We start from the raw sequence: 12,208 nt of genomic DNA on the forward strand, positions 1-12,208 counted from the left end.
ACTTGCCCGATCAGTCGGTATGCCGCCGCCGCGCCCCCTGCGCCGCCGCCGGAATTCCAGGCAAACAAGACATTGCCTCCCCCGTTTCCATTCAAGCCCATTCCACTCCTCAGGTTCCGTCGTGTTCAAAGGTCTGATTGCGTCCGTGTCGGCGTCGTTCCTGTTCGGTGTTCTCTACTACATCGCGCCCGCGCTCGTGCCGCTGGACGGCGAGCAGATCTTCGGCTGGCGGGTGCTGAGCACGTTGCCGTTCACCACCTTGCTGCTGCTGTGGCGCGGCGAGACGATGAAGGTGACGCAGCTGGTCCAGCGCGTGCTGCGCCATCCGCCGTTTGCGCTCGCGCTGCTGTTCAGCGCGGCGCTGTTCGGCGGGCAGCTCTGGCTGTTTCTCTGGGCGCCGATCCACGGGCGTGCGATGGCGGTGTCGCTCGGCTACTTTCTGCTGCCGCTCGTCATGGTGCTTGCGGGGCGCGTGCTGTTCGGCGAGCGTCTCTCGCACGGGCAGATGGCGGCGGCAGGCCTTGCCACGCTGGGCGTGCTGCATGAGCTGCTGACTGCGGGTGGGCTCGCGTGGGAAACCTGGTTCGTCGCCATCGGCTACACCGTGTATTTCGCGTTCCGCCGGCGTATCGGCACGGCCCACATCGGTGGCCACTGGCTGGACATGGCGCTGCTCGCACCGCCCGCGCTGTGGTTCGTCACCCGCACGCCGTCGTCACTGTCGCTGATCGCCGACCATGCACACCTGTGGCTGCTGATCCCCGTGCTCGGCGTGCTCAGCGCCGTGGCATTGGCGCTTTACATGATGGCGAGCCGCTTGCTGCCGCTCGGCCTCTTCGGGCTGCTCAGCTATGTGGAGCCGGTCCTGCTCGCGCTGGTCGCGCTGCTGCTCGGCGAGAGCATCCAGCCGCAGCAGTGGTTCACCTACGGCCCGATCTTCGTGGCCGTGGCCTGTCTGGTGGCGGACAGCGTCTGGCGCATACGGCAATCCGCCCGAGCTTAGCCCGGGCGGCGTTCAGTCGGCAGCGGGGGACTGGCGGATCACGCCGCGCTCCTGCAGATGCGTCATCTGTGCCTCGGTGAGCCCAGCCTCGCGCAGCACATCGAGCGTGCTCTGCCCGATCTCCTGTGGCTTCAGCCGGTAGCTTGCCGGAGTGCGGCTGAACCTGATCGGGGAGGCGACCGAGCGGAAGCCATCGACCTCCGCGATCATGCCGCGATGCGCGGTGTGCGGGTGATTGAGCGCTTCGACCACGTTCTGGATCACGCCACAGGGCACGCCGACCGCCACGAGCTTTTCGAACAGCGTCTGTGCGTCGAACGCGCTGAACGCGGCCTGCAGATCCTGCTTGAGCGCGAAGCGGTTCACCGCGCGCGTGGCGTTGGTCACGTAGCGCTCGTCACGCGCGAGATCGTCATGGCCCACGGCCTCGCACAGGCGCTGGAACTGGCCGTTGTTGCCCACCGCCAGAAAAATGGGCTCGGTGGCCGTGGCGTAGGTGTCGTAGGGGGCGATGTTGGGGTGGCCGTTGCCTGAGCGCTTGGGCGGCTTGCCGGTGAACAGCGTGTTGATCGAATGCGGATAGAGCGAGAACAGCGCGCTGTCAAACAGTGCCGACTCCACGGACTGGCCGAGCCCGCTCTTTTCGCGTTCGTGCAGCGCCATGAGGATGCCGATCACCGCGTTGAGGCCGGTGGTCACGTCGACGATGGGCACGCCGATGCGCGTGGCCACGCCATCGGGGTCGCCGTTGATGCTCATGAGCCCGCTGAGCGCCTGAACCGCAGCGTCATACCCCGGCAGACCGCCGAGCGGGCCGCTTGCTCCGAAGCCGGTGACGCGGCAATGGATGAGCCGCGGAAAACGCGCGCGCAGAACCTCCTCGTAGCCCATGCCCCAGCGCTCCAGCGTGCCGACCTTGAAGTTCTCGATCAGCACGTCGGCGTCCTCGAGCAGCCGGAACACCAGCTCGCGCCCGGCAGGGTCAGCCACGTCCACGCACACGGTGCGCTTGTTGCGGTTGATGCCCGCGAAGTAGGACGCCATGCCGGCGTCGTCAAACGGCGGGCCCCAGGTACGGGTTTCGTCGCCCTCGGGGCCTTCGATCTTGATCACGTTCGCGCCGTGGTCACCGAGAATCTGCGCGCACAACGGGCCGCCGAGCACGCGCGAGAGGTCGACGACCTTGAGTCCATCGAGTGATGCCATGTGATGTGTCTCCTTTGATTCTTTTGCCAGCCTCAAGCCTGTTGCGGCGCCCAGCGCGCGGCGCGCTTGTCGCGCGATGCGCTCACGCCCTCGACGGCCTCGGTGCGCATCTGCGTGGCGAACCAGTGCGATGCGGCGTCGAGATAGGTGGGCAGCGCGGAGTTGCCCGCAAGAGGGGCCGTGGGCGAGCAGGACAGCATGCGCTTGGTGGTGACGCTCGCCTGCGGGGCGGCGCAGAGCAGTTGGCGCAGCACTTCCTGCGTTTTGTCGGCCAGTGATTCGGGCGTGTCGCTCAGATAGTCGAGCAGGCCGATGCGGTGGGCCTCGGCGGCATCGATGCGCTGGCCGGTGAGCATCAGGCGGCGCGCTGTCTGCAGGCCGAGACGCGCCGCGACGAAGGGCAGAATCTGCCCCGGAACGAGACCGATGGCGACCTCGGGAAAGCCGAACTTCGCGGCGGGCGATCCGATGCAGATGTCGACCGCACAGGCCAGTCCCGCGCCGCCGCCCATGGCCGCACCATGCACGCTCGCCACCGTGATCTTGGGCGTGTTGGCGAGCTGGGTGAGGAATTCGCCGTACTGCCGGTTGCCGGCGGCCAGCGGGTCGCGGCCATCGGCTCCGACGGGTTCGCTCAGCCGGTCCTGGATGTTGCCGAGATTGCCGCCCGCGCTGAATGCTGGGCCCGCAGCCGTGAACAGGATCACCCGCACCTCGGGTGATTGGGCCGCCTCGCGCAGCGCGGCGGACAGGGCCTGCACCATGCCGCCGCCCAGCGGATTGCGCGACTCGCCGCGATTGAGCCGCAGGGTGCAGACGGGGCCTTCGCGCGTGGCGAGCACCAGATCGTTGCAGTCGTTCGATGGGGTGGTGGACATGTGATTTCTCCGGAGTCAACGGCCGATGAAGGCGGGAGGATTGCGCCGCTGCGCACTACAATGCATCGCGCCCGAGCGTGGTCTGCGGGGCGCATCACCGACCAAAGGAGACACCGTGCGCAAGCCTGAGCAGCACCGAATCCGGTGCCGATGCGGATGCGTTGCCGATGACCTCTCGGCAATGCGAGCGGCGGCATGAGCGTCCGCAATCTGGACATCGGCCAGCTGCGTACCTTCGTGGCCGTGGCGGAGCGCGAGAGCTTCACCAACGCGGCGGAAAAGGTGTTCCGCACGCAGGCGGCGGTGTCGCAGCAGATGCAGAAGCTCGAGGAGCTGGTGGGCTGCGCGCTGTTCGAACGCGTGGGACGCAGCAAGCGCCTGACGGCCGAGGGCGTGCGGCTGCTCGAGTACGCCCGGCGCATGGTCACGCTCAACGATGAGGCCTACCGCGTGATCAGCAGTCAGGAAAGCCACCAGTCGGTGAAGATCGGCGCGTGCGCCGATGCGGTGGACACGCTGGTGCCGACCTATCTGGAGATCTGCGCCGAGAACTTTCCGACGCTGAGCATCGACATCAAGGTCGCGCAGAGCCGCTGGCTGGCTACGGCGCTGCGCAAGGGCGACATCGACCTGATGCTGGACATCGTGCCGCACGCGGGATTCGAGCATCTGCTGCTGCGCTCCTCGCCCGTGGCGTGGATCGCGGGGCTGCGTTACCGCCATCAGGCGGGCAGCTCGGTGCCGCTGATCCTCATGGAGAACAGCTGCCCGTTCCGCAGCAGCATGGTGCAGGCGCTGACCGATGCCGACATGCCGTGGCATTGCGCGTTCCAGACTTCCACGCTCGCGGGTATTCGCGCCGCGCTGCGGGCGGGGCTCGGCATCACGGCGCGCACCCTGGAGATGCTTGCGCCCGATGTGCGCGTGCTCGATTCGCAGGTGCGCCTGCCCGCGTTGCCCGCGATGCAGTTCCACCTCTACTGGCGCGACGACGCGCAGAGCGACAGCGCCAAGAAAGTGCTGCAGCTCGTGGCCTCGCGTTGATGGAGCGGCACCTGGCGTCATGGCTGCTGCATGCCCGCGTCGATGATGATCTTGCCCCAGAGCTTGGTGTCGCGCTCCTGCAGCATGGTCAGGTAGTCGGGCGTGACCGGCGTCGGCACGAGCCCCTTGGACATCAGGAACTCCTTGCCCGCCGGGGCTGAAAGCGCCTCGCCGATCCATTGCGAGAGTGCGGCGGACACGGCGGGCGGCGTCGACGCCTTGGCGCTCCAGATGGCGATCCACGAACTCACGTCGAAGCCCGCGAAGCCGAGTTCGGCGACCGTGGGCACGTCGGGCAGGCTGGGCACGCGGTCTGCGCCGGAGAGCGCGAGCGCACGCACGTTGCCCGCCTTGATCTGCGGAAGCGCGGTGACCATGTCGCAGAAATAGAAGTCGAACTGCCCGCCGATCAGATCGGTCATGGCCTGCGCGCTGCTTTTGTAGGGCACGTTGACCGCATTGATTTTCGTGAGCTGCTTGAAGCGTTCGCCCGCGATGCGGCCGCCGACGTTGGCGCTCGCGAAGGACAGCGGCTTGTCTTCCTTCTTCGCCCATGCGAGGAACTCGGCCGCGTTGTTCTGGGTGATGCGCTTGGGATTCACGATCATCGCGTAGGGCGTCGACGCCATGTTGGCGAGCGGCGTGAAATCGGTCATCGGGTGGTAGCCGAGCTTCTTGTAGATGGTGGCGTTGGCCGCATGCGTGGACGAACCGGAGACCAGCAGGTTGTAGGCATCGGCGGGAGCGCGGGCGACGAACTCGGCGGCGATGTTGCCGTCCGCCCCGGGCTTGTTCTCCACCACCACGGCCTTGCCGCCGCGCTGGGCGATGGCGTCTCCGACATAGCGCGCGATCGCGTCCGACGCGCCGCCCGCGCCATAGGCCACGGTGATGCGCACGGTCTTGTCGAGCCGCGTCACCGGGGCCGCTGCGTCGCTTGCGAATGCATGCAGCGAATGCGGCAGCAGCAGCGACATGAGGCCAGCGCCGGCCGCGCATTGCAGCCAGTCGCGGCGCGATCGGCGGACGGCCTCGTGGGGGCTCTGGCTAGCGTAGGGGGGCAGCTTCATGACCAGTCTCCTTTGGGTGAAACGCGGGTTGAGAATCTGTGTGGACGTCGGTGTCGGTGTTGGCGTCAATGGCTCGCGCCGGGCAGCAGCGCCTCGGGGCAGTCGATTTCCATGTCGAGCAGCATCTGCGCGTAGCACTTGCCGAGCGGATCGGAGCGCAGGCTGCATGAGCCCCCGCCGCCGAGCGCCAGGCGCAGCACGAAGTTCACCGCGCCGATGCCCGGCAGGTCGTAGCGCGTGACCGGACCCGCGATCAGATGCGCAAAGTAGTCCTGCACGCGCGTTGCTGTCACTTGCTCGCGCAGTAGTGCGAGCCACTGCGGCGCGCGCGCCATCAGCCCGATGTTGGCGTCGTCGCCCTTGTCGCCGCTGCGGCCGTGGGCGATGTCGCCGACGGTGATGCGCCGGGTCGGAGATGTTGAGGTGGCATGCGATGTCATCGATGTCGTCGGTGGCTCCGTGGCGTGGGTCTGCGCGTGCTGTGCCGATGGCGCGGCACGCGCCGCATGGGCGGCGGTGGGCACGCTGTGCGTGGCGGCATCGCCGTCGATGTTCCATTGCACGGCCACCGCCTGCTTGGGGATGAGGAATGAGGTGGTGCGGATCACGCTCTGCACGTCGGAGCGGCCACCGAAATGGCTGCGTGTTCCCGGTCCCATGGAGGTGCCCGCGGACGAAGCCTCTTTCTGCAGAAAGGCGAGGGCGCGCTTGTCGTCATGCCGCGCGGCGATGCGCAGCACGATCTCGCGGCTGTCGCTCACGCGCCGGTGCGGGCCGTACATGGATTCGGCGCCCAGCAGCTCGACCAGCGTCTCGCCGTAGTCTGCAAAGCCTGCCTTCAACATCTGCGCGCGGGTACGGGTGAGCAGCGCATCGGCCGTGCGCTTGGCCTTGGCGATGGCGCGCTGGCCGCGAATCGCCATCATGATCGCGATGTGCGAGCCCTGCAGATAGGTGGCCGTGACCTTGTAGCTGTCGCTCGGTGCCGTGCCGCGCGCACCGCTCACGCGCACCCGGCCGCCACTGGACTCGTGGCCCGGCACGTTGTCGATGCGCACTTCGGTGAAATCGCAGACCACGTCGGGCAGCTCGTAGCGGGCGGGATCGCCGATTTCGTAGAGCAGCTGTTCGCCGACGGTCTGCCGCGTGACGAGACCGCCATGGCCGCTGGGCTGGAACAAATCGAACGTGCCGTCAGCCTGCAGTTGCACCAGCGGATAGCCGATGTCGGACCAGTCGGGCACCTGCTCCCAGTCGGTGAACAGGCCGCCCGAGCCCTGCGCGCCGCATTCGATCAGATGGCCCGCGAGACAGGCCTGCGCGAGCTGGTCGTGCTGGCTTTCGGTCCAGCCGAACTCGTGCATCGCAATGCCCACGAGCGGCGCGCAGTCCACGCAGCGGCCGGTGATCACGATGTCCGCACCAGCGGCCAGCGCACGGGCGATGGGGGCCGCGCCGAGATAGGCATTGGCCGAGAGCAGCTTGGGCAGAGCCTGCCCGCCGGCTTCGCCGGGCCAGACCTCGAATTGCGATTGCTGTTCAAGCACATCGTCGCCGGTGACGATGGCGACCTTGAGCGCGATGCCTTGTTCGGCCGCGATCTTGATAATCGCGTCGCGGCAGCCTGCGGGGTTGAGACCGCCGGCGTTGCTCACCAGGCGCACGCCGCGCTCGGTGATGGCCCTGAGATGCGGCGCGACGGCGGCGGTGACGAAGTCCACCGCATAGCCCATCTCCGGCGCGCGCAGGCGGGCGCGCTGCAGGATGGACATGGTGGTCTCGGCCAGATAGTCGAACACGAGGTATTGCAGGCCGGGCTGTTCGAGCAGCTGCGGCACGGCGATCTGCGAGTCGCCCCAGAAGCCCGATGCGCCGCCGATCAGCACGCTGCGGGAGGAGGGGGAGGCGTTGGTTGGGTTCATGCTGTGGCCTTCGTGTCGTTTGCGTCGCCATGCTCGGCGACTTCGAGAATCAACTGGCCCGCATTGAGCTGCGCGCCGGTGGCGACGCTGAGCTTTTCCACCTTGCCGGCGCAGGGCGCGAGCATGGGCATTTCCATCTTCATCGACTCGAGCACGACCAGTGGATCGTCCTTGGCCACCATCTGTCCGGCCTCGACGAACACCGCGATGACGCGCGCGCTCATCGGCGCCTTGAGCACGCCGCCCTTGCCATCCGCGTCACCGGCCGAGGAAAAGTCGACCACGCGTTCGAATACATGGCTGTTGGCGTGATCCTGTATCCAGATGCGCCCATCATGGTCGCGATGCCAGTGCAGTCTGCGCCACAGTCCGTCGAGCGCGAAGCTCAGCGTGCCGCCGTTGGCGCCCATGTCCGCTCCGCCCAGCAGGTTGTCCACGCGCCAGGATGGGGTGGTCGCATCGGTCGCATCTGGCGCCTGATGCGTCTGGTGTGCCTGTGGCTTTTGTCTGGAGGGTGGGTGGCCCTCGCGACATTGCAGGTGCAGCTGATCCGGCGCATCGCCGCGCGTGGCGGTGCATTCATGCAAAGTGGCTGCCGTGTGACTGGTCACATCGCGCATCCAGAAGCTGCGCCCCTCGCGGCGATCACTGGCAAGCGCAGGGGTCTTGAGCGAGCCTGCGGCGCCGCCGAGCAGCAGCGCCGCGGCGGCCTGTGCATGCGGCGATGGCGCGTGCGCCCATTCGGCACTCGCCAAGTCCTGTTTGCCGAGAAAGTCGGTGGTGACCTCGCCCGCGATGAAGCGCGGATGCGCGAGACAGCGCTGCAGAAAACCGAGATTGGTCCGCACGCCGAGTGCCGTCGTGTCTTCGCAGGCGCGTTGCAGCTTGAGCGCGCAGGCTTCGCGCGTGTCGGCGTGGGCCAGCAGCTTGGCGACCATGGAGTCGTAGAACGGCGTGATGGCGCTGCCGCTGTGCAGCGCGGCGTCGATGCGTATGCCCTCTGGCGGCTGCCACAGGCCCAGCGTGCCCACCTGCGGAAGATAGCCTTGCCACGGATCTTCCGCGCAGACGCGCACTTCAATGGCGTGACCGCGCATGGCCACGTCGTCCTGACCGAAGGCGAGCGCCTCTCCCTGCGCCACGCGCAACTGCTGCTCGACGAGATCGAGGCCGGTCACCAGTTCGGTCACGCCGTGCTCGACCTGCAGGCGCGTGTTCATTTCCATGAAGTAGAAGTGCCGCTTGTCGGCGTCGAGCAAGAATTCCAGCGTGCCCACTCCGGTGTAGCCGATCGCGCGGCAGGCGTTGCGCGCCACGTCGCCCATGGCCGCGCGCAACTCCGCGTTCACGGCGGGCGAGGGCGCTTCTTCGATGAGCTTCTGGAAGCGGCGCTGGGTGGAGCAATCGCGCTCGCCGAGATGCAGGCAGTTGCCGTGCTCGTCGCACAGCACCTGCACCTCGATGTGGCGGCCCTGTTCGATGGCGCGCTCGATGATGATCTCGTCCGAGCCAAAGGCGCTCGCCGCTTCGGAATGCGCCTGACGGAACATCTCGGGCAGCCCGGCGGGCTCGCGCACCACGCGCATGCCGCGACCGCCACCGCCCGCTGCGGCTTTGAGGATCACCGGAAAGCCGATCTTCTCGGCCGCCGCAAGGATCTGCGCGACGCTGGTGCAGCCCTGCTCGCCCGGCACCGTGGGCACGCCAGCCGCCTGCATGGTGAGCTTGGCCTGCGCCTTGTTGCCCATGAGAGTGATGACCTTGGACGTGGGGCCGACGAACACCAGACCCGCATCCACCACGGCCTGGGCGAACTCGGCGTTCTCCGACAGAAAGCCGTAGCCCGGATGAATGGCCTGCGCTCCCGAGCGTCTGCAGGCGTCGATGATGGCCGCCACGTTGCGGTAGCTCTGGTCGGCCGCCGACGGTCCGATGTGCACCGCGAGATGCGCGGCCTGCACATGCGGGCTTTGCGCGTCGGCATCGGAGTAGACCGCGACGGTGCGCAGCCCCATGCGCCGCGCGGTGCGGATCACGCGCAGCGCGATCTCCCCTCGGTTGGCGATCAGCAAGGTGTCGAAGCGCATGGTGCCTGCCTTTCCTTGTGCTTGGTGTTCTGGTGCCCGTGGCGACTCAGGCGGCGCGCTTGGGCAGGGTGCCCATGTGCTTGCAGATGATGGTCAGCATGATTTCGTCGGCGCCGCCGCCGATCGAGATCAGCCGCAGATCGCGCCAGGCGCGGGAGACCTTGTTCTCCCAGGTGAAACCCATGCCTCCCCAGTACTGCAGGCAGGAATCGGTGACTTCGCGGCACAGGCGTCCGGCCTTGAGCTTGCACATCGATGCGAGCTCGGTCATGTCGCCGCCCGCCATGTGGACCTGCGCTGCGCGGTAGACGGTGGAGCGCAGCATCTCGACGTCGGTCTTGAGCTCGGCGAGGCGAAAGTGCACGGCCTGGTTGTCGAGGATCGAGCGACCGAACGCCTTGCGCTCGCGGGTGTATTCGATGGTGTCGTTGATCACGTTGCTGAGCGCCGTCACGCGCCGTGTCGCGCCGCTCAGGCGCTCTTCCTGGAACTGGCGCATCTGGTAGGTGAAGCCCTTGCCTTCCTCGCCGATGCGGTTGCGCACCGGCACGCGCACGTCGTCGAAGAACACCTGCGCGGTGTCGGACGCCCACATGCCGACCTTCTTGATCTTGTTCATCGTGATGCCCTTGCGCAGCTTGCCGTTCTCGCGCAGCGGCACGCAGATCAGCGACTTGTTGCGGTGGACGTCTCCGTCGCTGGTGTTGGCGAGCAGGCACATCCAGTCGGCCTGCGTGGCATTGGTGATCCACATCTTGGAGCCGTTGATGACGTAGTCGTCACCGTCGCGGCGTGCGGTGGTCTTGAGCGAGGCGACATCTGAGCCCGCGCCCGATTCCGACACGCCGAGGCAGACCACCAGATCGCCCGCGATCGAGGGCTTGAGAAATTCCTCGCGCAGCGCGTCGGAGCCGAAGTGCGTGAGGGCTGGCGTCGCCATATCGGTCTGCACGGCGATCGCCATGCCCACGCCGCCGGAGCTGATGCCGCCGATGGCCTCGCAGAAGGCGATCTCGTAGGTGTAGTCGAGGCCCATGCCGCCAAACTCCACCGGTTTGTTCACGCCGAGAAAGCCGGCCGAGCCGAGTTTCTTGAAGACCTCGTGCGCGGGGAATATTTCCGCAGCCTCCCACTCGTCGACATGCGGTTCGATCTCGCGCTCGATCAGCTTGCGCACGCTGTCCTGCAGGGCAATGTGTTCGGGTGTCATCATGATGGTGTCTCCGTTGAATGGGGTGAAGGGGCAGGTGCGGACCGACGGGGTCGTGGCGGCCCGGTGACTCGGAAATGCTCGGAAGGCGGACGGGCGAGTCAGAAACTCGGAAGCTCAAAAACGCGCGACGCTGAACTGCACCGGATGCAGTGCGCGCTCGCGCGCATCGGCCGCCGTGGCGAGCGCCATGCCCAGCCAGGCGCGGGTTTCGCGCGGGTCGATCACGCCGTCGTCGAGCAGCAGGCTGCTGGTGTGGATGGCGCCGGACTGTGATTCGAAGGTGCGCACGATGGCCGCGCTTTCCTCGTCGGCCTTGGCCTCGTCGAGCGCCTTGCCGCTGCGTCTGGCCGATGCCTCGGCGACGAGCCGCATGGTCATCGCGGCCTGTTCGCCGCCCATGACGGCCGTCTTGGAATTGGGCCAGGAGAGCAGCAGATCGGGCTTGAACGCGCGCCCGCACATGCCGTAGTTGCCCGCGCCGTAAGAGGCGCCGCACATTACGGTGAAGCGCGGCACGCTGGCGTTGGAGAGCGCCTGGATGAGCTTGGCGCCATGCTTGATGATGCCGGCCTGCTCGTGCGCGGTGCCGACCATGAAGCCCGTGATGTTCTGCAGGAAAACGAGCGGGCGACCGAGCTGCACGCAGAGCTGGATGAACTGCGCGGCCTTGTTCGCGCCGTCGCTGTCGAGCGGGCCGTTGTTGGTGAGGATGCCGACCGAGTGGCCCTCGATGTCCGCGTAGCCGCAGACCGTGGCCGCGCCGAACGCTTCCTTGAACGCGTGGAACAAGGAGCCATCGACCAGCCGCGCGATCACCTCGCGCATGTCCACCGGCGTGCGGCCTTCAACGGGCATGATCTGCAGAAGGTCGTCGGCATCGTGGGCCGGAGGCTCGAACGGTGCCGGTGCGGCGTTGCGCCAGGCGATCTGCTTCAGGATGCCGCGCACGCGCTGGATGCCCTCGAGATCGTTGTCCGCCACATAGTCCGCAAGGCCCGAGGTGGCGGCGTGCATGTCCGCGCCGCCGAGCTCTTCGTCGCTTGCGTCCTCGCCGGTCGCGGACTTGAGCAGCGACGGCCCGGCGAGATAGGCATGGGCCTGCTCGCGGACCATCACCACATAGTCCGAGAGCCCCGGCAGATAGGCACCGCCGGCGGCGGACGAGCCATGGATCAGCGACACCACCGGCAGCCCGGCGGCCGACAGGCGCGCGAGGTTGTAGAACATGCCGCCGCCGACCATGAAGCGCTCGACGCGGTACTTGCGCAGATTGCCGCCCGCGCTCTCCACCAGCTGCACCAGCGGCAGCTTCTGCGCGAGTGCGATCTCCTGCGCGCGGATGAGCTTCTGGCCGGTGAGCGACTGCATCGCACCCGCGCTGATGCCCGAATCGTTCACGGCGATCATGCAGCGCACGCCGCTGATATGGCCAATGCCGACGATCAGGGCGCTGCCCGGAACGCTGGTCGCGGGATCTGGATCCTCCAGGCTGCAATAGCCCGCGAGCGCCATCAGCTCAAAGAACGGCTGATCGGCATCGAGCAGGTGCGCCAGCCGCTCGCGCGGCAGCAGCTTGCCCTGCGCATGAAATGTCTTCGCCGCACGCGCCGAACGCGCACGGGTACGTTCCTCCAGCGCCTGAACCTCGGCAATGCGCGCCAACATGTGCTCGCGATTGCGTTCCGCGCCGTTGATCCTGCTGCTGTTCATTCCGCCCACCTTCGCATCCATGGGTTGTCTCCCGTTGCTTGGTTCGCTTCGACCGGATTTCGCTGTGGATCACGT

General features: G+C 67.2%; 9 protein-coding genes. 2 read left to right on the plus strand and 7 right to left on the minus strand.

From position 1 onward, the window contains the following. Positions 1-121 precede the first annotated feature (121 nt). Positions 122-1,003 (plus strand): EamA family transporter RarD, encoded by an 882-nt coding sequence (gene rarD / locus ISG32_RS18485; protein WP_194772493.1) that lies wholly within the window; start codon positions 122-124, stop codon positions 1,001-1,003. Positions 1,004-1,015: 12 nt separating this feature from the next. Here rarD and ISG32_RS18490 read toward each other — a convergent pair whose 3' ends face one another. Continuing rightward, positions 1,016-2,209: a CaiB/BaiF CoA transferase family protein gene (locus ISG32_RS18490; RefSeq protein WP_194772494.1), complete on the minus strand. Its 1,194-nt coding sequence runs from the start codon at positions 2,207-2,209 to the stop codon at positions 1,016-1,018. A 32-nt stretch (positions 2,210-2,241) separates the two neighbouring features. After that, the gene (locus tag ISG32_RS18495; RefSeq protein ID WP_194772495.1) at positions 2,242-3,087 is read right to left on the minus strand and encodes an enoyl-CoA hydratase/isomerase family protein; all 846 of its coding nucleotides are present in this window, start codon (positions 3,085-3,087) and stop codon (positions 2,242-2,244) included. Positions 3,088-3,282: 195 nt separating this feature from the next. On the opposite strand from ISG32_RS18495, the gene ISG32_RS18500 reads away from it, so the two are divergent. Further along, entirely contained in the window at positions 3,283-4,131 is an 849-nt protein-coding gene (locus ISG32_RS18500) for a LysR family transcriptional regulator (protein ID WP_194772496.1), read from the plus strand. 17 nt (positions 4,132-4,148) lie between these two features. Here ISG32_RS18500 and ISG32_RS18505 read toward each other — a convergent pair whose 3' ends face one another. The 5 genes from ISG32_RS18505 to ISG32_RS18525 form a co-directional block, all read right to left on the minus strand. Further along, a complete protein-coding gene (locus tag ISG32_RS18505; protein ID WP_228529921.1) occupies positions 4,149-5,201 on the minus strand; it encodes a Bug family tripartite tricarboxylate transporter substrate binding protein in 1,053 nt (350 codons plus the stop codon). 65 nt (positions 5,202-5,266) lie between these two features. Then, positions 5,267-7,123, minus strand: coding sequence for an acyclic terpene utilization AtuA family protein (locus ISG32_RS18510; RefSeq protein WP_194772497.1), 1,857 nt, complete (start codon positions 7,121-7,123; stop codon positions 5,267-5,269). Continuing rightward, a complete protein-coding gene (locus tag ISG32_RS18515) occupies positions 7,120-9,210 on the minus strand; it encodes an acetyl/propionyl/methylcrotonyl-CoA carboxylase subunit alpha (protein WP_194772498.1) in 2,091 nt (696 codons plus the stop codon). Before ISG32_RS18515 ends, ISG32_RS18510 begins: the two co-directional genes overlap by 4 nt. 46 nt (positions 9,211-9,256) lie before the next feature. Then, positions 9,257-10,426, minus strand: a complete 1,170-nt coding sequence (locus ISG32_RS18520) for an acyl-CoA dehydrogenase family protein (protein WP_194772564.1) — start codon at positions 10,424-10,426, stop codon at positions 9,257-9,259. Between the two features lie 111 nt (positions 10,427-10,537). Beyond that, a complete protein-coding gene (locus tag ISG32_RS18525) occupies positions 10,538-12,154 on the minus strand; it encodes an acyl-CoA carboxylase subunit beta (protein ID WP_228529923.1) in 1,617 nt (538 codons plus the stop codon). Positions 12,155-12,208: the final 54 nt, after the last annotated feature.

Source organism: Diaphorobacter caeni (genome assembly GCF_015354245.1).
GTDB classification, from domain to species: domain Bacteria; phylum Pseudomonadota; class Gammaproteobacteria; order Burkholderiales; family Burkholderiaceae_C; genus Diaphorobacter_A; species Diaphorobacter_A caeni.

What these genes read in the sequence shown, in the direction of transcription:
- ISG32_RS18490 (WP_194772494.1), bottom strand. Translation starts at nt 2,209, where the DNA reads ATGGCATCACTCGATGGACTCAAGGTCGTCGACCTCTCGCGCGTGCTC.
- ISG32_RS18505 (WP_228529921.1), bottom strand. Translation starts at nt 5,201, where the DNA reads ATGAAGCTGCCCCCCTACGCTAGCCAGAGCCCCCACGAGGCCGTCCGC.
- ISG32_RS18500 (WP_194772496.1), top strand. Translation starts at nt 3,283, where the DNA reads ATGAGCGTCCGCAATCTGGACATCGGCCAGCTGCGTACCTTCGTGGCC.
- ISG32_RS18495 (WP_194772495.1), bottom strand. Translation starts at nt 3,087, where the DNA reads ATGTCCACCACCCCATCGAACGACTGCAACGATCTGGTGCTCGCCACG.
- ISG32_RS18510 (WP_194772497.1), bottom strand. Translation starts at nt 7,123, where the DNA reads ATGAACCCAACCAACGCCTCCCCCTCCTCCCGCAGCGTGCTGATCGGC.
- ISG32_RS18515 (WP_194772498.1), bottom strand. Translation starts at nt 9,210, where the DNA reads ATGCGCTTCGACACCTTGCTGATCGCCAACCGAGGGGAGATCGCGCTG.
- ISG32_RS18525 (WP_228529923.1), bottom strand. Translation starts at nt 12,154, where the DNA reads ATGGATGCGAAGGTGGGCGGAATGAACAGCAGCAGGATCAACGGCGCG.